Raw genomic sequence first — 19,231 nt, 5'->3', positions numbered from 1 at the left:
TACGCTATCGCACATTTTTCAGGCGAACACTTGCAATATTGTTGCAGCGCGTCATAACTATACGAATGACGCATCGCGATCTGACAATTCTGGTGATCGACGAAAATGCCATACGCGCCTCCATCATCGAGGAAGGACTGCGCGAGGCAGGGCATGCGCGCGTCACCGTCGTGCATGAAGTCAACGGCATCGCGCGAACGATCGAAACGCTAATGCCCGACGTGATTATCATCGATATCGAGAATCCCAACCGCGACATGATGGAACATCTGTTCCAGCTGACGCGCACGGTCAGCCGCCCGATCGCCATGTTCGTCGATCGCTCCGATACGGCCTCGATCGAGGCTGCCGTCGATGCCGGCGTCTCGGCCTATATCGTCGACGGACTGAAGAAGGAACGCGTCAAACCGATCCTCGACATGGCCGTCAGCCGCTTCAACGCCTTCAGCCGGCTTCAGCGGGAACTTGCAGATGCCCGCTCGGCGCTTGAGGAACGCAAGCTCATCGAACGCGCCAAAGGAATACTCATGAAGATGCGAGGCCTGTCCGAAGAGGAGGCCTTCGCCCTGCTGCGCCAGACGGCGATGAACGAAAAAAAGAAGATGTCGGAAATCGCCCAGAGCGTCGTGACCGCCGCGGGACTTCTGATGTGATGGCGGAACTGGCGAATATCCGGAGGAAACCGGAGTGGACATGATGACAAATACCGCCAAATTCAGCGGCGGCGGGCTGCCCTTGCCCCTGCGTGGGAAAAACGAAGGACCGAAGGTGTTGCGAGCGGGATTCATTCCGCTTGTCGATGCATCGGTGTTGATTGCCGCAGCCGAATTCGGTTTTGCCCAGAGGGAGGGCCTGACGCTCGACCTCGTCAAGGACGTCTCCTGGGCAAACATGCGCGATCGCCTCGCATTTCGTCAGTTCGATATCGCCCATATGCTGTCGCCGATGCCCGTAGCCTCCATGCTCGGCCTCGGCTCCAACCCCTCGCCGACGATCACGCCGTTCTCGCTGGGCCGCGGGGGCAACGCAATCACGTTGTCGGCGCGGCTCTTCGCCCGCATGCGGGATGACGCCGGATTGGCGGAAACAGCAAGCGCGCTCGACAATGCTCGTGCGCTGGCAAAGGTATTGGCGGCAATGACGGCGCGCGGAGAGCCGATGCCGACCTTCGGAGTTACTTATCCCTTCTCCTCCCACAATTATGAATTCCGATACTGGCTGGCAGCCGGCGGCATCGATCCCGATAAGGACGTCAAGCTTGTCGTCGTGCCGCCACCCATGACGTCGGATGCGCTGGCAGCCGGCGCGATCGACGGGTTCTGCGTCGGCGCCCCGTGGAACATGGTTGCCTCGGAGCGGGGCCTCGGGCGTATCGTCGCCGCCAAACAGGATATCTGGCCTTCAGCTCCGGAAAAGGTGATCGGCATGCGGCCGGACTGGGCGGAAAGCAATCCGGAAACCGTTTCCAGGCTGATCGTGGCGCTCGATGCGGCCGCCCGCTGGTGCGACCGGTCGGAGAATCACGACGCGCTGGCGGCGGCGCTTGCCGACCCCCGTTACATCGCCGCCCCGGTCGATATCATCCGCCGTGTGCTCGCCGGTGAATTCAGCCTCGATGCCAACGGCAACCGGCGCGTCATTCCGGATTATTTCCAGTTCCATTCCGGCTTCGCCAACTATCCGAGGCCGAGCCACGCACTTTGGATCTACAGCCAGATGATCCGTTGGGGGCAGTCAGAGACCAGCCTCAACAAGGCGCGGGCCGCGACCTCCGCCTACCGACCGGATCTCTACCGTGCTGCTCTCGGCGACGATAACGCCCCCGTTGACGCCGACATCCGCGTCGAGGGCAGCGAAGAAGGCGACCGCTTCATGGATGGCCAGGTCTTCGATCCCTCGGAACTGCCGGCTTATGTCGCGAGCTTCGCCGTCAAGAGCGCCCTTCCCTTCAGCCGCGGCAACGATGAAATCTGATGTCGCCGGTTTGCACAAAACGCCAGCAGGATCGGCACCTGCACTACCCGCGAAGCCCAAAAGATTTGCACACTGGGCCCGCAGCATGAAAAACAGGCAGAACGCATATCGCTCGAAGATGCTTTTATTTCAACCGGTTGGCAAACGCGAGAGAATTGGCACGGTGATTGCATCGCTTATGTTGCGCGGATCAAGGGCGATCGGCGCGGAATGGGCACATGCAGGTGCTGCTCATAAAGAGACAGGAATTACGTTGCGGCCATAGTCGCAGTGGATCAAATGTTCAGCAACCCGCGATGGGATTGCATCGAGATAGATAGGCCGGAAGGCCAATGATTGGGCGTCCAACGGCGGGCGCCACCAGCAAAGCCGCTGATCAGGATATTCGCGCGCCTCGTGCTAGCGCGTCCTGACCAGCGGCTTTTTGTTTTAACCCCCAGCAATGGATCGGCACGACCTTGTCGGGCCACGGAGAAGCTATGTCTGCCATTGAGAAAGTGCAGCCCATGTCAGCCGGCGAACCAGCCAAAGCACTGTGGATCTCCACTGTGGCCTTCACCCTCTGTTTTGCCGTCTGGACGATCTTCGCCATCATCGGCATTCGCATCAAGCAAGAGCTCAACCTGAACGAGGCTGAGTTCGGGTTGCTGATTGGCACCCCCGTTCTGACCGGTTCGATCGTGCGCATCGTTCTCGGCATCTGGACGGGACGGTACGGCGGCCGTCTCGTCTACACGCTGACGATGCTCGCCGCCGCATTGGCGACCTTCCTTCTCTCCTACGCCCACACTTATACGCAGATGTTGATCGCCGGCCTCGGTGTCGGCCTTGCCGGCGGCTCCTTCGCAGTCGGCGTGGCCTATGTCTCGCCTTTCTTCCCAGCGGAGAAACAGGGAACGGCGCTCGGTATCTTCGGCGCCGGTAACGTCGGCGCGGCCGTCACCAAATTTGCAGCCCCCTTCGTGCTCATCGCATGGGGCTGGGAGGCGGTTGCCGAGATCTGGGCCGTCGGGCTGGCGCTGATGGCTATCCTCTTCTGGTTCACCACGACAGATGATCCGGCCTTCCGCTTTCGGCGCGAGCGCGGCGTCGCCTCCAAGAGCCTGGCCCAGGAATTCGCGCCGCTGCAGAACGTTCAGGTCTGGCGCTTCTCGCTCTATTATTTCTTCGCCTTCGGCGGCTTCGTCGCCCTGTCCTTGTGGCTGCCGCGCTATCTCGTCGGCGTCTACGGCTTCAACCTGGAAACGGCCGGCATGATCGCTGCCGCCTACTCCATCCCGGGCAGCATCTTCCGCGCCTTCGGCGGCGTCCTGTCGGACAAGAAAGGCGCGCGCAGCGTCATGTACGCGATGTTTGCCGTGTCGGCTGTCGCCACCCTCATCCTTTCGCTGCCGGCCACAGCGATCACGCCGGTTATCTTCATCGTCGTCATCTTCGTGCTCGGCTTCTTCATGAGCCTCGGCAAGGCCGCCGTCTACAAGCACATTCCGGCCTATTATCCCGACAGCATCGGCGCCGTCGGCGGCATCGTCGGCATGATGGGCGGGCTCGGCGGCTTCATTCTGCCGATCGCCTTTGGCCTCCTCAAGGACATGACCGGCCTTTGGTCCAGCTGCTTCCTGCTGCTCTTCGCGATCGTGGCGATCTCGCTCATCTGGATGCACCTGTCCGTCAAGCAATTGTCGCGCCAAGGGCACTCTGCGCCCGTGCCTGCAACCTGATCCAAGGACCTGAAATATGACTGAAAAACTTGTTATCATCGGCAATGGCATGGCGCCCGGGCGCATGCTGGAGCACCTCTTCGAACGGGCGCCCGGACGCTATGAAGTGACGATCTTCAATGCCGAGCCACGCGTCAATTACGACCGCATCATGCTGTCGCCGGTTCTCTCCGGAGAAAAGGACTACGAGCAGATCATCATTCACGGCGATGGCTGGTATATCAAGCATGGAATCACGCTCTATAAGGGCCACAGGATCGTCAACATCGATCGCGCCGCCAAGACTGTCACGTCAGACCACGGCGTTACCGAAAGCTACGACAAGCTCGTGATCGCAACCGGTTCGGTGCCGTTCATCATCCCGGTTCCCGGCAAGGATCTGCCCGGCGTCATCACCTATCGCGACCTCGACGACGTGCAGGCCATGCTGCTTGCCGCCCAGTCGCGCGAAAAGGCCGTCGTCATCGGCGGCGGCCTGCTCGGCCTCGAAGCGGCCGCTGGCCTTGCCCAGCGCGGCATGGACGTCACCGTCCTGCACGTCATGCCGACGCTGATGGAGCGCCAGCTCGATCCCGCCGCCGGTTATCTCCTGCAGAAGGCGGTCGAGGAACGCGGCATCAAGGTCATCTGCAAGGCCAACACCAAGGCAATCATCGGCAACGGCAGGGTCGAAGGCATCGAGCTGGACGACGGCCGCATCATCCCGGCAACGCTCGTCGTCATGGCCGTCGGCATCCGGCCGAATGTCGGCCTGGCGAAAGACGCCGGCCTTGCAGTCAACCGCGGCATCGTCGTCGATGCCGGCATGCAGACCTCAGACGGGGATATCCTTGCGCTCGGCGAATGCGCCGAGGTGGGCGGCATGGTCTATGGCCTCGTCGCCCCGCTTTATGAAATGGCCCGTGTCGCCGCGGCGCATCTTTCCGGAGATCGCTCGCCCGCCTTCGTTCACGCCGACACGCCGACCAAGCTCAAGGTCACCGGCATCGAGCTTTATTCGCTCGGCGACTTTGCCGATGGCGACGATCGCGAAGAGATCGTGCTGCGCGATGCCAGCGCCGGCATCTACAAGCGCCTGGTCCTGAAGGACAACAAGATCATCGGCACCGTGCTTTACGGCGAAACCGCCGACGGCGCCTGGTTCAACGACCTGAAGAAGAAGGCGACCGATATTTCGGAGATGCGCGAGACGCTGATCTTCGGACAGGCCTATCAGGGAGGGTCACCGCTGGACCCTATGGCGGCCGTTGCAGCCTTGCCGGATGACGCGGAAATCTGTGGCTGCAACGGCGTATGCAAGGGCAAGATCACTTCGACGATCACGAGCAAGGGACTGACGTCGCTTGGCGACGTGCGCGCCCATACGAAGGCATCGGCCTCGTGCGGCTCGTGCACCGGTCTCGTCGAACAACTGATGGCGCTGACGCTCGGCGACAGTTACAACCCGGCTGCGGTTCAGCCGATGTGCACCTGCACGGAACTCGGCCATGACGATGTTCGCCGGCTGATCAAGGCGAAAGGGCTGAAGAGCATCCCGGCCGTCATGCAGGAGCTCGAATGGAAGACCTCCTGCGGCTGCGCCAAATGTCGCCCCGCACTCAACTATTACCTCGTCTGCGATTGGCCGGACGAATATGCCGACGACTACCAGTCACGCTTCATCAACGAGCGCGTCCACGCCAACATTCAAAAGGACGGTACCTACTCCGTTGTTCCGCGCATGTGGGGCGGCGTCACCTCGTCGAACGAGCTTCGCGCCATAGCCGATGTCGTCGACAAGTTTGCCATCCCGATGGTGAAGGTCACAGGCGGCCAGCGCATCGACCTGCTTGGAGTGGAGAAGGAAGACCTTCCAGCCGTCTGGGCCGATCTCGGGAAGGCCGGCTTCGTCTCCGGCCAGGCCTATGCCAAGGGTCTGCGTACCGTGAAGACCTGCGTCGGTTCGGACTGGTGCCGTTTCGGTACCCAGGATTCCACCGGTCTCGGCATTCGCATCGAGAAATTCATGTGGGGTTCCTGGACGCCGGCCAAGCTGAAGATGGCTGTCTCCGGCTGCCCGCGCAACTGCGCGGAAGCAACCTGCAAGGATATCGGCGTAATCTGCGTAGACTCTGGTTTCGAGATCCATTTCGCCGGTGCGGCCGGTCTCGACATCAAGGGCACCGAGGTGCTCGGGCTTGTAAAGACCGAAGACGAGGCGCTGGAGCATATCGTGGCCCTGACGCAGATGTATCGCGAGCAGGCCCGCTACCTCGAACGCATCTACAAATGGGCCAAGCGGATCGGCCTGGAGGAAATCCGCCGGCAAATCATGGGTGATGCCGAAAAGCGTAGAGCCTATTACGACCGCTTTGTCTTCTCCCAGAAATTCGCCCAGGTCGATCCCTGGTCGGAGCGTGTCTCGGGCAAGGACAAGCATGAATTCAAGCCGATGGCGACGATCGGTTATCCGCAGGCAGCCGAGTAAGGAGATTGATATGACCTGGTCCAATGAAAACTGGCACCCGATCGGTGACATCTCCGATATCCCCCTGCGTGGCGCGCGTTGCGTGAAGACACCGCAGGGCAAGATCGCCGTCTTCCGCACGGCGGAAAACGAGGTTTTCGCCATCGAGGATCACTGCCCGCACAAAGGCGGGCCGCTGTCGCAGGGGATCGTGCACGCCAAGGCCGTCACCTGCCCGCTGCACAATTGGGTGATCTCTCTCGAAACCGGCAAGGCGCTCGGCGCCGATGAGGGCGCGGTGCGGACCATACCGGTCCGTAACGAGGGCGGCACCCTTTTCATAGCGCTTGAAAGCCTGATGATGGCGGCGGAATAAATGACGACAGAGGTCAAGACCACCTGTCCTTATTGCGGCGTCGGCTGCGGCGTCATTGCCACGGTCGACGAGGCCGGCGCCGCCAGCATCAAGGGCGATCCCGAGCATCCGTCGAATTTCGGCCGTCTCTGCTCGAAAGGCTCGGCGCTTGCCGAAACGATCGATCTCGACGGCCGTCTTCTCCATCCTGAAATATCCGGCGAAAAGAGCGATTGGGACGAGGCGCTTGATCTCGTCGCACGGCGTTTTTCCGAAACCATCGCCGAACACGGGCCGGATTCGGTTGCCTTCTACGTCTCGGGTCAGTTGCTGACCGAAGATTATTACATGGCCAACAAGCTGATGAAGGGCTTCATCGGCTCAGCCAATATCGACACCAATTCCAGGCTCTGCATGTCCTCGTCCGTCGCCGGCCATCGCCGTGCTTTCGGCGCCGATACGGTGCCCGGGACCTATGAGGATCTCGAACTTGCCGATCTGGTGGTCCTGACCGGCTCCAACCTCGCCTGGTGCCACCCTGTCATCTACCAGCGGCTTGCCGCCGCAAAGACGGCACGGCCCAACATGCGCATCGTCGTCATCGATCCGCGCCGGACGATGACATGCGATATCGCCGATCTGCATCTGGCAATCCGTCCGGACGGCGACGTCGCGCTGTTCATGGGACTGCTTGCGCATCTTGCGACAAGCCCGGCGATCGACCAGAACTATATCGCGGCCCATACCGAGGGTTTCGGCGATGCTTTTGCGGCCGCAGCCGCGCTTGACACCAACGATCTCCTGGAACGGACCGGTCTGCCGGCCATGCAGATCAGGGAGTTCTTCCGCCTGTTCGAGACGACCGAGAAGGTCGTCACCTGCTACAGCCAGGGCGTCAACCAATCCTCCTCCGGCACCGACAAGGTCAACGCCATCCTCAACTGTCACCTCGCTACCGGCCGCATCGGCCGGCCGGGCATGGGACCGTTCTCGTTGACCGGCCAGCCGAACGCCATGGGCGGGCGTGAGGTCGGCGGCCTCGCCAATATGCTTGCCGCCCATATGGCGATCGAGAATGCGGATGACCGCGACCGCGTGCAGCGCTTCTGGAATTCGCCCGTCATCGCCGCAAAGCCCGGCTTGAAGGCGGTCGACATGTTCCGTGCGGTGGCCGATGGACGCATCAAGGCGCTCTGGGTCATGGCCACCAATCCTGTTGTGTCGATGCCGGATGCCGACAGCGTCGAAAGCGCGATCGCCGCCTGTCCCTTCGTCGTCGTGTCGGACATTCTGAGAGACACGGATACGACCCGGCATGCCCATGTGCTTTTGCCCTCGCTCGGCTGGGGCGAGAAGAACGGTACCGTTACCAATTCCGAACGTCGCATTTCCAGGCAGCGGCCGTTTCTCAATGCCCCCGGCGATGCCAGGGCCGATTGGTGGCAGCTTGCGGAGGTCGGACGGCGCATGGGATTTGGCGTCGCTTTCGATTTCGAGGCGCCGGATGCAATCTTTGCCGAACATGCAGCGCTTTCCGCCTTCGAAAATGACGGCAGCCGCGATTTCGACATCGGCGCCCACGCCGGCACGAGCGGCGGCGCCTACGACGAACTGTCGCCCTTTCAGTGGCCGCAGCCGGCAGGAACGGCGCCCGGCGTCACCCGCTTCTTCGCCGAGGGTGGCTTTTTTCATCCCGATGGCAAGGCGCGCTTCGTCGCGGTGAAACCGCCTGCGACAGATCGCACCTATGCCGATTTCCCCTTCACCCTGAACACCGGTCGCATCCGCGATCAGTGGCACACGATGACACGAACCGGGAAGAGCGCGCGGCTTTCCGCCCATATCGCCGAACCCTTTGCCGAGATCCATCCGCGCGATGCGATCGAGACCGGCATATCAAGCGCCGGCCTCGTCGAGATCGAGAGCCCCCAGGGCAAAGCGATCGTGCGGGCGCTGGTGACCGACCGCCAGGCGCGCGGCGGCATTTTCGCACCCATGCACTGGAACGATCAGTTCGCGGCAAAAGCTCGGATCGACGCCGTGGTGGCGCCGATCACCGACCCCATTTCCGGCCAGCCGGCGTCGAAGAACGTTGCCGTCGCCGTTCGGCCCTTCCGCGCCACCCACTACGGATTCGCGGTCTCTGCCATCAAACCGGACACACCAGACGCGGCCTATTGGGCGGTGGCGAAAGCTGCAGGCGGTTGGCGGCTTGAGCTTGCCTTCACCGAGGCTGTCGAAGACTGGACGGCCTGGTGCCGGAAGGTCTTCGCCATTCCGGCCGCAATCGAACCGCTGGGGTACGCGGATCGGCAATCCGGCGACCTGAGGCTCGCCTTCTTCGATGGTGAGATCCTGCTTGCCGCTCTGTTCCTTGCACGCGAGCCGGTTGCCGTTGCTCGCAACTGGGCAATCTCGCAACTCTCCGTCGTGCATGGCGACCTCAGGAAACGCTTTGCGCTGGTCGCAGGCCGTCCCGGCGGCGGCAGACCGGATCCCGGTGCGACCGTCTGCTCCTGCTTCAGTGTCGGGGTCAACCAGATCGCTGCCGCGGTGCGAGGCGGATGCCATAGCGTTGAAGAGGTAGGCAAGGAAACGAGCGCCGGAACCAATTGCGGTTCCTGCCGCAGCGAAATCGGCAGGATCATCGATCGCTGTCTCGCCGCAGCCGCGGAGTGAATGCGCAAGCGCGAATGCTGGAGGTCGGATGTCAGGCTGCGCTCGGGACGATAAGCATATTATGGTCGGCTGAGATGTTGACGGCGATCTCGTCATAGGAAGAGATGGTCGGATGCGGCGTCTCCATCTTCTGGTGATGGGTTGCCGTAACGACCATGACATCGGCGCCCGCCGCCTCGCCGGCCTTGATGCCGGCTGCGACATCCTCAAACACCAGACAATCCCGCGTGCTGACGCCGAGGCGTTCGGCGCCGAGAATATAACATTGCGGATCGGGCTTTCCGACCGTCACGTCCTCCGCCGTCACCATGAATTTCGGCAGAGGCAGGTCAGCCGCTTCCAGCCGGCGGCGGGCAAGACGCAAGGGCGAAGAGGTGACGATCGCCCAGCGATCCGGCGGCAGCGAAGCCAAGAAGGCGGCTGCGCCGGAAATGGCAACGACATCGCCGACATCGGCAATTTCGGCCTCGGTCACCAGCCTTGCCTCGTATTCCGGATCGACGCCCGGCAGGTTCAGCCGGGTGATTGTGTCAATGCCACGCGATCCGTGCATCTTCGGCAAGAAGGCGGCGACATCGAGCCCATGGCGTCTTGCCCAGTCGCTCCAAACACGCTCGGCGGCGAGGATCGAATTGAGGATGGTGCCGTCCATGTCGAAGAGGAATGCGGCATAAGGCTTCTCGAAGCCGTGGGGCATCGGCGGGTACAAGGGCGTATCTCATTAAGGAGGAGTTTCGGATGGTCGTTGCTGGCGGCGATGAAACGGCAAATCGCAGCGTTTTGCAAGTCTGGGCAGGACAGCGACGTTGCATGTCTTAGGAAGCCTAGGTGAGGATCAAGTCACCGGAGAGGCGCAAGCCGATCCGGTCATCGCAGCGTTCCTCGGCGCCGCAACCATACAAGGCCCGCGTGCAGGTTTTTCAAAAAAATCGGAACAATGAATCCTGCAAGTGGTTTTGTCGCGGCGGATAAAGACTGCCTTCGCAATTTTTAATCCGCGCGTTCCGGCCACCCGCCTTCCCGCACCGTTGATCATTCCGCAGGGTGTGGCATCACCGGATGGTGACCATCTAGCGGCGGCCGCTGCCGCCAGCCAGTCAGATAGTTCATCAGTGGGAAATAAGCGCCATAGGGGAGCAGACGCGCCAGCTTCAGCATCGTGGTGAAGCGTCTGGGGAAAGCGATCTCGAAAGCCTGCGATTTCAGCCCGGCGGCAATCTGGCGGGCAGCCTCCTCGGACGACACCCGCGCCGCCGGGATAGGAAAGGCGCTCTTGCCCACCGTCGGCGTGTCGACGAAGCCCGGGCTGATGAGCTGAATGCGGATGCCCACCTTGTCGAGATCGAATTTCAGGCTTTCGGCCATGTTGATCAACGCCGCCTTGGTGGCCCCATAGGCAGCCCCCGTCGGCAGGCCGCCATAGGCGGTGACGGAAGAGACGATGGCGATCTGCCCCTGCCCTTTCGCCTTCATATGGCGGATCGCCGGCAACAGACAGTTGACGACGCCGGAAAGATTAACGGCAAAGCTCTTTTCGAAATCGGCGCGGTTCAGATCCTCGGCGTGGACCGGCAGGTAGATACCGGCATTGAGGATCGCCATTGCGAGCGTGCCGTGCTCATATTCGATAGAGGCCAGGACATGTTCCATGTCCTCGGCATCGGTGACATCACCGTCGAGGACGATAATATTCCCGGAAAGGCCGCTGGCTTCGGCCTGCAGCTCGACCAGCTTTTCGTGGCTTCTGGCGGTGACGGCGACCTTGTATCCTTCGCCGGCAAGCTTCAGCGCAAGCGCCCGGCCGATACCTGAGCTCGCGCCCGAGATCCAGACGATTCCATGTTCGGGACGGGCGATGAAATCACGCATGACATGCTCCTCCGGCTCTGACTGACCAGCACGAAACAGGCCCGGAAGTTCTTTGCGCCTCCCGGATTTACGGCTCTATCACACCATTGTGGCTGCTTTCAGCCGATCAGGTCGCCGATCATCTGACGAAAGGACCGGGTCAGCCGGATCGGTCCGTCGGACAGCGCGAAGGCAATGCAAGGCGTGTCCTTTTCGGCACCCGGCCGGTGATCGACAGTTTCGTCGGCAATCGAGATGTCGCCGGGGCCGAAATGGCTGCGCTCGTCGTTGAAAGACCCGTCTAGAGCTTTTCCGGGTTAAATTGAATCGTTCGGGTTGGCTTAAACGGAGTCGAATGGTCGACCGGCCGGCGCGCGTCGTAGCCCTCGGGCAAGGAACCGGCGACATAATGCGCCCTCAGTGCGTCGATCGTGTCGATCTGATCGTGAATCATGTCGGTTTCGGCCAGGCCCGCCGCCCGTGTTCCGTTGTCGCTTTGTCGTCATCCATACGGGGAAAGCCAATTTTCGGATCACCATGGCACGGTGGGATCGCCGTCGCGGGCCATTTCGGATAAGGAAAGCGAAATTTTATCGTGACCACCAGGGGTATGGAATAGCATTTCTTGCCAACACAGCCTTGTGAAGGGAAAAGACCGTTCCTAAAGTAAGAGTTCGAAAGAGGCAGATTCCATGACCTTCCATCCCTCCGTCCTCGAAGCCATCGGCAATACGCCCCTGATCAAACTCAAGGGCGCCTCCGCTGCAACCAGCTGCACCATTCTCGGCAAGGCGGAGTTTCTCAACCCCGGCCAGTCGGTCAAGGACCGTGCCGCGCTCTACATCATCCGCGATGCGGAGCGGAAGGGGTTGCTTCGACCCGGCGGCGTCATCGTCGAAGGCACGGCCGGCAATACCGGCATCGGGCTGACGCTAGTCGCCAAGGCGCTCGGCTACCGCACCGTCATCGTCATCCCGGAAACCCAGAGCCAGGAAAAGAAGGACGCGCTGAAATTGCTCGGCGCCGAACTCGTCGAAGTGCCGGCCGTTCCCTACAAGAACCCCAACAACTATGTGAAGGTGTCCGGGCGTCTTGCCGAACAAATGGCGAAGAGCGAACCGAACGGGGCAATCTGGGCGAACCAGTTCGACAACGTCGCCAACCGCCAGGCGCATATCGAAACGACGGCGCCGGAAATCTGGAACGATACCGACGGCAAGGTCGACGGCTTCATCTGCTCCGTCGGCTCCGGCGGCACGCTTGCCGGTGTCGCCGCCGGCCTCAAGGCTTTTAATCGCGACGTCAAGATCGGCATCGCCGATCCCGACGGCGCTGCTCTTTATGAATTCTACCAGAACGGCACGCTGAAATCCGAGGGATCCTCGATCACCGAGGGCATCGGCCAGGGCCGCATCACGGCCAATCTTGAGGGCTTCACACCCGATTTCTCCTATCGCGTCTCCGATGCCGAAGCACTTCCCTATCTTTTCGACCTCGTGGAAAACGAGGGGCTGTGCCTCGGCGGCTCGACAGCGATCAACATTGCCGGCGCGGTCAATCTCGCCCGCGATCTCGGGCCCGGTCACACGGTGGTGACAATCCTCTGCGACTACGGCAACCGCTACCAATCGAAGCTCTTCAATCCGGATTTTCTGCGATCGAAGGGACTACCCGTTCCCGGCTGGATGACTGGTTCGTCCGACATACACGTTCCCTACGAGCCCGTGTGAGACCTCATGCCCGTCAATGCCCTCTATCGCGACGACTTCTATCTCTCGACATGCGAGGCGGTCGTCACTGCCGTTCACGACGACGGGGGCATCGAGCTCAACCAGACCTGCTTTTATGCCACATCGGGTGGCCAGCCCGGTGACACTGGCCAGCTTGAACGCGCCGACGGAACCAAGATCGCACTGGGCCAGACAAAACACGGCGCCGGCAAGGATGTCATCATCCACGTGCCGCTCGAAAACGAGCCGCGGCCGGAGGTCGGCGAGACGCTGGTGCTGCATGTCGATTGGCCGCGCCGCTACCGGCTGATGCGCATGCACACGGCCTGCCACCTGCTGTCGGTCATCTGCTCCTATCCGATCACCGGAGCCGCCGTCGGCGAGGAAGAAAGCCGCGTCGACTTCGACATGAGCGAGACGATCGACAAGGACGAGGTCACGGCCAAGCTGATGGAACTGGTCGGCCAGAACCACCCGGTCTATCTGCAATGGATCACCGACGACGAGCTGGCGGCCAATCCGGACATCGTCAAGTCGAAGAATGTGCGCCCGCCGGTGGGGCTTGGTCGGGTCAGCCTCGTCTGTATCGGCGAGAACTCCTCGATTGACAGCCAGCCCTGCGGCGGCACACATGTCTCGGAGACGCAGGAAATCGGTCAGATCCACATCGCCAAGATCGAAAAGAAGGGCAAGGAGAACCGGCGCTTCCGCATCCGCTTCGGCACGCCCGGCGTAGAAGCCTGATAAGGGGAGACCATAATGACTGAGAGCAAGAGCCGTTTCGTCGTCTCGGCCGAATGGCTGCAGGCCGAGCTCGGCAAGCCGGATCTGCGCGTGCTGGACGCCTCCTTCTACCTGCCGTCGCAAAAGCGCGACGCCGATGCCGAATATGCCGCCGGCCATATTCCCGGGGCCATCCGCTTTGATCAGGACAAGATCGCCGACCACTCGACGGCGTTGCCGCATACGATACCCTCGCCCGATTATTTCGCCGCCGAAGTCGGCAAGCTCGGCATCAGCGAGAATGATCGCATCGTCGTCTATGACGGTATCGGCGTGTTTGCCTCGCCCCGCGTCTGGTGGCTGTTCCGGGTGATGGGAGCAAAGAACGTCTTCGTCCTCGACGGAGGTCTCGACGGCTGGAAGGCTGAGGGCCGTCCGCTCGAAACAGCGGCCCCCAACTATGCCCCGGCGACGTTTACGCCTGACTTCGATGAGAGCCGGGTCATCACGCTGGACACCATGCGCGACATCGTCTCGAGCGGCGCGATGCAGATTGCCGACGCTCGTAGCGCCGGCCGCTTCGCCGCTACCGAACCCGAGCCGCGTGCCGGCATGCGCTCCGGCCATATGCCCGGCGCCCGAAGCCTGCCCTCCGGCGTATTCGCCAACCAGGGCCGGTTCAAATCGCTGCCCGAACTCAGGCAGACCATCGAAGAGGCCGGAATCGATCTCTCCAAGCCGGTCGTCACCTCCTGCGGCTCAGGGATCACGGCCGCGATCATCACGCTGGCGCTGGAATCGCTCGGCCATCACGACAACAAGCTTTATGACGGTTCATGGAGCGAATGGGGCAGCCGTGACGATACGCCTGTCGTCACCGGTCCGCCGACGCCGGTTAAAGCCTGACCGCCATGGGAAAGACGCCCACTTCGCTCAAAGCTCATATCACCCGTCTTGAAATGACGGCGGCGCCCAAGGCCAGCATGCCGGTGCCCGTCAATATCCAGACGGCGATCATGCGTGCGCCAGGCATACCGCTGCCCTTTTACCGCTATCTCTATCGACAGGTGGGCGCGCGCTGGCAGTGGGTGGACCGGCTGCGCATGAGCGACGAGCAACTGGCAGAAACGCTGAACGACAAGCGCAACAATATCAGCGTCCTCTACGTGAACGGCGCACCGGCCGGCTTCTACGAGTATTTCTGCGCGGACGAGGAGACGATTGAACTCAGCCATTTCGGGCTGATCGAACATGCGCTCGGGCTCGGCATCGGCAAATGGTTTCTGCTGCAGGCGCTCTATGCGATATGGGCGCTCGATCCGAAGCGCGTCACCACGACCACCAACAATCTCGACCATCCGCGCGCGCTGCAGCTCTATCAGATGTACGGTTTCTCCCCTGTCTCGACCGGCACCGGCATTGTGCGGCCGCTGAGTGACAAGGAGCTCCTGGAACTTGCGCGGAAAAGCTGACGGTTTGATTGCTTTCCGGTCGCTCGCCGCCCTCACTCCTGTCCTCGGACTTGATGCGAGGACAGGAGTGAGGGCGGAGAAGTAGAAACTTCCTCCAAACGTCGAGGAATGCCCCGACTTCGGAAACTGAGTTTGCCGCGACGATCTCCGCAAACGACAACACAGGCAAGAAACGGGTGGCTCGGGCGGAGGTCCAGGCGCAATTTCATGGCGATCACAAAGGGGATTTCCATGACCGCCATTCGTTTTGCCGCAATGCCGACCGCCGATGCCGAAGTCCTCTGGAACGGTGGCCGTGATGCCTATGACAACCTGCCCGAGACGATGATATCAGACGGCGACGGCAATCCATGCCGCCATTGTCTGCAGAATATCGAAGAGGGCGAGGAACTGCTGGTCTTCGCCTACCGGCCCTTCCCGGCGCTGCAGCCCTATGCCGAAACCGGGCCGATCTTCCTGCACAAGCAGCCTTGCTGGCGCTATGCCGCCGAGGAGATTCTGCCGCCGGTGCTGACGACGAGCCGCGACTTCATCGTCCGCGGCTACAATGAGAACAACCGCATCGTGTACGGTACCGGCGCGGTGACCCTGGTCAGCGAAATTGCGGCCTATGGCGAAAAGCTGCTGGCGCGGCCTGACATCGCCTACGTGCATGTGCGCTCGGCACGCAACAACTGCTTTCAATGCCGGATCGACAAGATAAAGGCGCCGGCCATTGCGGAGACCGGCGCCTTTAGTTGACCTTGAGCCAGGCAGCTTACGCTACGTTGAGCACGCTCTCCGGCGCGAAGGCCTCATAACCGAGCGCCTCGGCGACCGGCTTGTTGGTGATACGGCCCTTATGCACGTTGAGGCCGTTCCTCAAGTGCTTGTCCTCGGCGATGGCGCGCAGGCCGCGGTCGGCAAGCGCAAGCCCATGAACCAGCGTGGCATTGTTCAGCGCATGCGCCGACGTGACCGGTACTGCACCGGGCATGTTGGCAACGCAATAATGCACCACGCCGTCGACCTCATAAGTCGGGTCGGAATGCGTCGTCGCATGCGAGGTTTCGAAGCAGCCGCCCTGGTCGATGGCGACGTCGACGATGACGGCGCCCTTCTTCATGCCGGACAGCATCTCGCGGGTAACGAGCTTCGGAGCGGCAGCACCCGGGATCAACACGGCACCGATGATGAGATCGGCCGAGAAGACCTCCTCCTCCAGCGCCTGGATGCTGGAATAACGGGTGTGGACACGGCCAGCGAAGATGTCGTCGAGCTGCCGCAGGCGCGGCAGGGATTTGTCGAGAATGCTGACATCGGCGCCGAGTCCGGCGGCCATTCTGGCGGCATGCAGGCCGACGACGCCGCCGCCGATGACGGCGACCTTGGCCGGCAGCACGCCGGGCACGCCGCCGAGCAGGACACCGAGACCGCCATTGGCCTTCTGCAGGGCAGTCGCCCCGGCCTGAATGGACAGGCGCCCGGCGACCTCGGACATCGGCGCCAGCAGCGGCAGGCCGCCGCGCTCGTCGGTCACCGTCTCATAGGCGATAGCGGTGACGCCGGAGGCGAGAAGACCCTTGGTCTGATCGGGATCGGGCGCTAGATGCAGATAGGTGTAGAGCAGCTGACCATCGCGAAGCTGGGCCCATTCGGAAGGCTGCGGCTCCTTGACTTTGACGATCATGTCGCACTTTTCGAAAATATCCTTGGCGGAGGCGGCGATCTTCGCGCCAGCCGCGGCATAGGCGGCATCATGGGCGCCGATGCCGGCGCCCGCCTTGGTCTCTACCCAGACCTCGTGGCCGTGCGCCACATATTCGCGCACCGAAGCAGGCGTCAGGCCGACGCGATATTCATGATTCTTGATTTCCTTCGGGCAACCGACACGCATTTCGCGTTCCTCTCCTTTTGTCTCCGCGGTCGCGGATCTCCTCTGCGACCGATCCAACCACCAAGGCGGCGAAATGTCCTTGCAAAGACGGTTTGCGCAAACGCGATTTTTCGGTGATTATTGCGTCGCAACCCTCTCTCTTCGAAAGTTCTTCGAATGGCCGAACTCGATACAATCGATCTTGCGATTCTGAAGGTTTTGCAGGCCAATGCCCGCATCACCAATGCCGAGCTCGCCGAAAGAATCGGGCTTTCCCCTTCGGCCTGTTCGCGCCGGCTCGACATTCTTGAAAGGAGCGGCGTCATCGACGGCTACCATGCGCGGCTTTCGCACAAGGCGCTAGACTACAAGATGATCGCCATCGTGCATATTTCCCTCTCCGGCCAGTTCGCCAAGACGCTGGCGGAGTTCGAGTCGGCAGTGAAGCTCTGCCCGAACGTGCTCGTCTGCTACCTGATGTCGGGCGAATATGACTACATCCTCAGGGTCGCCGCCCGCGATCTCGAAGACTATGAGCGTATCCATCGCGACTGGCTGTCGGCCCTTCCCCATGTGGTCAAGATCAATTCGAGTTTCGCGCTTAGAGAAATCATCGACAGGCCGAATGTGGGGCTTTGAGGCCTTGCTTATTTTCAGAATGCCTGACCAGACTTTCGGCGCGCGCGGGCTTCTCCCGCCTATTGGCATGTCATGAAATCGAAGACCCACGGTTACATTTTCGCCCTGCTGGCGCTGACCATCTTTTCGCTGCAGGACGCCATCTCCAAACACCTGGCATCCGCCTATCCGCCGATCTTCGTGACGATGATCCGCTACTGGGCCTTCGGGCTTTTCACAATCATACTCGCTTCGAAGATGCACGGCGGTCTCAAGGCAACGGCTCGCACCAAACGCCCCGCCCTGCAGGCGGCCCGCGGCCTGCTGCTTGCGGTCCAGGTGGTTCTGGCGATCACCTGTTTTGCCGTGATCGGCCTTGCCCGTTCGCAGGCGATCTTTTCCGCGACGCCTATCCTGATCGCACTGCTGGCAATGCCGATCCTCGGCGAGCGGGTCGGGTGGCGGCGATGGGCGGCGATCGGCGCCGGGCTTTTCGGAGTGCTGCTGATCCTGAAGCCGGAAGGCGATTTCTTCGACGTAAAGCTGCTTCTCGCCGTCGCCTCCTGCTTCAATTTCGCCTTTTACGTCATCGCCACACGGCTCGTCAGCCGCGACGATTCTTCGACGACCAGTTTCTTCTATACGGGTGTCGTCGGCGCCGTTGCAATGACGCTGATCGGGCCGTTCTACTGGAGCTGGATGTCATCCGGCGACTGGGGCTGGATGGCGCTCGTCTGCATGACCAGCATTTCCAGCCATTATTTCCTCATCCGCGCCTACGATAGTCTCGATGCCGCCGCCGTCCAGCCGCTGACCTATCTGTCGCTTGTCTACGCTTCGATCATCGGCGTGACGATCTATGGCGAAACGCTGAGCCTCAACACGATCGTCGGCTCGGCGATCGTGGTCGCAGCCGGCATCTTCACGGTCTGGCGCGAACATGTTGTGGGACGCAGGGCTGCCAAAGCCAGCGGCGTCGCATTTGATTGAGTGTCGACCTGCGATAGCCCGTTTTACACAGATTGGCTTCCAGAATCGCTGCACGCATCTCCGTGACATGCAGTAACCCTAACTGTTTCACTGCAATTTTAGCCAAGCCACTAAAACCATTTCAATGTTCGGGCGCTATGCTCTCCGACTGTATCCAAGGGAGACAGTATGACCCGCAACTTGAAAATCACGGCAAGAAAGGCCGACCGGCAAAACTGCCGTGTCTTCGGCAGCGTCAAATATCTGAACAGCCAAGTGGATGTCCGCATTCTCAACCTGTCGGTGACCGGCGCCGCCCTGGAGACGAAGACGCCGCTCCATGCCGCTTCCGGCAGCAAAGTGCGCATCGAAGCCGAAAATCTCGGACTGCTCGAAGGGATCATCCGCTGGAAGCACAATGGCCGCATCGGCGTGCAGTTCGATGTGAATTCGAATGCGCGGGCACAGGTCGCCTCTTATTTCCGCTTTTTCCATAAGGAAATACGGCCGGTGCTGGCGGTTCGTCAGCTGAGAGCCGCGACCGGCGGCGACCGCCCACCTCATCCGTCGACGCTGAAAGCGTAAGGCCGCACCGCTATTACGTCGAGGAGCGGCTGAGATCGGTCAGGAGCTGCGGTTGGTGCTGGTGCCGCCCGAGGCGATGGAGATCGAGGATCTGCCGCCGCCAGCGACTTTCCGTATCGCCGCCGTAAACGTCTCCGCGTTGTCGTCCGCACTGGACGCGTTGCCTCCGAAATCTTTGTCCTTGCAATCACGACCCTGCTCGTGCCCCCTTCCCAAGGGATACCGCCTCAGACTACAAGTTGCGTTTCAAAACCAT

General features: G+C 61.4%; 17 protein-coding genes and 1 pseudogene. 14 read left to right on the top strand and 4 right to left on the bottom strand.

Going from position 1 to position 19,231, the window contains the following annotated elements:
* The first annotated feature begins 65 nt into the window (after nt 1-65).
* The 6 genes from NXC14_RS09335 (at nt 66) to NXC14_RS09310 (ending at nt 9,175) form a co-directional block, all read left to right on the top strand.
* Complete coding sequence (locus tag NXC14_RS09335) at nt 66-653, top strand: ANTAR domain-containing response regulator (protein WP_085777901.1); 588 nt, start codon at nt 66-68, stop codon at nt 651-653.
* Between the two features lie 34 nt (nt 654-687).
* On the top strand, nt 688-1,974 hold the full coding sequence (locus NXC14_RS09330; RefSeq protein WP_198175516.1) for a CmpA/NrtA family ABC transporter substrate-binding protein: 1,287 nt from the start codon (nt 688-690) through the stop codon (nt 1,972-1,974).
* 479 nt (nt 1,975-2,453) lie between these two features.
* On the top strand, nt 2,454-3,695 hold the full coding sequence (locus NXC14_RS09325; RefSeq protein WP_085777899.1) for a nitrate/nitrite transporter: 1,242 nt from the start codon (nt 2,454-2,456) through the stop codon (nt 3,693-3,695).
* Nucleotides 3,696-3,711: 16 nt separating this feature from the next.
* Nucleotides 3,712-6,162, top strand: coding sequence for a nitrite reductase large subunit NirB (gene nirB, locus NXC14_RS09320; protein WP_085777898.1), 2,451 nt, complete (start codon nt 3,712-3,714; stop codon nt 6,160-6,162).
* A 10-nt stretch (nt 6,163-6,172) separates the two neighbouring features.
* A complete protein-coding gene (gene nirD / locus NXC14_RS09315; RefSeq protein WP_085777897.1) occupies nt 6,173-6,517 on the top strand; it encodes a nitrite reductase small subunit NirD in 345 nt (114 codons plus the stop codon).
* The gene (locus NXC14_RS09310) at nt 6,518-9,175 is read left to right on the top strand and encodes a nitrate reductase (RefSeq protein ID WP_085777896.1); all 2,658 of its coding nucleotides are present in this window, start codon (nt 6,518-6,520) and stop codon (nt 9,173-9,175) included. It begins immediately after the preceding gene.
* Between the two features lie 31 nt (nt 9,176-9,206).
* Here the strand turns inward: NXC14_RS09310 and NXC14_RS09305 are convergent, their stop codons facing one another.
* The 3 genes and pseudogenes from NXC14_RS09305 to NXC14_RS09295 form a co-directional block, all read right to left on the bottom strand.
* Nucleotides 9,207-9,884 carry an HAD family hydrolase gene (locus NXC14_RS09305; protein ID WP_157131383.1) on the bottom strand — a complete coding sequence of 226 codons (678 nt, stop codon included), beginning with the start codon at nt 9,882-9,884 and terminating at the stop codon, nt 9,207-9,209.
* 323 nt (nt 9,885-10,207) lie between these two features.
* Nucleotides 10,208-11,044, bottom strand: a complete 837-nt coding sequence (locus NXC14_RS09300) for an SDR family NAD(P)-dependent oxidoreductase (protein ID WP_085777894.1) — start codon at nt 11,042-11,044, stop codon at nt 10,208-10,210.
* 98 nt (nt 11,045-11,142) lie between these two features.
* Nucleotides 11,143-11,492, bottom strand: a pseudogene (locus NXC14_RS09295) (hypothetical protein).
* 223 nt (nt 11,493-11,715) lie between these two features.
* Between NXC14_RS09295 and NXC14_RS09290 the strand changes: the two are divergent.
* From NXC14_RS09290 to NXC14_RS09270, 5 genes are all read left to right on the top strand, one after another.
* Nucleotides 11,716-12,753 (top strand): cysteine synthase A, encoded by a 1,038-nt coding sequence (locus NXC14_RS09290; RefSeq protein WP_085777893.1) that lies wholly within the window; start codon nt 11,716-11,718, stop codon nt 12,751-12,753.
* A gap of 6 nt (nt 12,754-12,759) precedes the next feature.
* Complete coding sequence (locus NXC14_RS09285) at nt 12,760-13,497, top strand: alanyl-tRNA editing protein (RefSeq protein WP_085777892.1); 738 nt, start codon at nt 12,760-12,762, stop codon at nt 13,495-13,497.
* Nucleotides 13,498-13,512: 15 nt separating this feature from the next.
* Nucleotides 13,513-14,382, top strand: coding sequence for a 3-mercaptopyruvate sulfurtransferase (gene sseA, locus NXC14_RS09280; protein WP_085777891.1), 870 nt, complete (start codon nt 13,513-13,515; stop codon nt 14,380-14,382).
* A gap of 5 nt (nt 14,383-14,387) precedes the next feature.
* Nucleotides 14,388-14,948, top strand: a complete 561-nt coding sequence (locus NXC14_RS09275) for a GNAT family N-acetyltransferase (protein ID WP_085777890.1) — start codon at nt 14,388-14,390, stop codon at nt 14,946-14,948.
* Between the two features lie 231 nt (nt 14,949-15,179).
* Nucleotides 15,180-15,689: a DUF1203 domain-containing protein gene (locus NXC14_RS09270; RefSeq protein ID WP_085780046.1), complete on the top strand. Its 510-nt coding sequence runs from the start codon at nt 15,180-15,182 to the stop codon at nt 15,687-15,689.
* 16 nt (nt 15,690-15,705) lie between these two features.
* Here the strand turns inward: NXC14_RS09270 and ald are convergent, their stop codons facing one another.
* Entirely contained in the window at nt 15,706-16,824 is a 1,119-nt protein-coding gene (gene ald, locus NXC14_RS09265; RefSeq protein ID WP_085777889.1) for an alanine dehydrogenase, read from the bottom strand.
* A 156-nt stretch (nt 16,825-16,980) separates the two neighbouring features.
* On the opposite strand from ald, the gene NXC14_RS09260 reads away from it, so the two are divergent.
* From NXC14_RS09260 to NXC14_RS09250, 3 genes are all read left to right on the top strand, one after another.
* A complete protein-coding gene (locus tag NXC14_RS09260) occupies nt 16,981-17,442 on the top strand; it encodes an Lrp/AsnC family transcriptional regulator (RefSeq protein ID WP_085777888.1) in 462 nt (153 codons plus the stop codon).
* Between the two features lie 72 nt (nt 17,443-17,514).
* A complete protein-coding gene (locus NXC14_RS09255; RefSeq protein WP_085777887.1) occupies nt 17,515-18,411 on the top strand; it encodes a DMT family transporter in 897 nt (298 codons plus the stop codon).
* 168 nt (nt 18,412-18,579) lie between these two features.
* A complete protein-coding gene (locus NXC14_RS09250; protein WP_085777886.1) occupies nt 18,580-18,975 on the top strand; it encodes a PilZ domain-containing protein in 396 nt (131 codons plus the stop codon).
* Nucleotides 18,976-19,231: the final 256 nt, after the last annotated feature.

It is taken from the genome of Rhizobium sp. NXC14 (assembly GCF_002117485.1).
GTDB lineage: Bacteria > Pseudomonadota > Alphaproteobacteria > Rhizobiales > Rhizobiaceae > Rhizobium.
The sequence above is the reverse complement of the archived record's forward strand: the minus strand, read 5'-3'. Positions and strand labels throughout refer to the sequence as shown.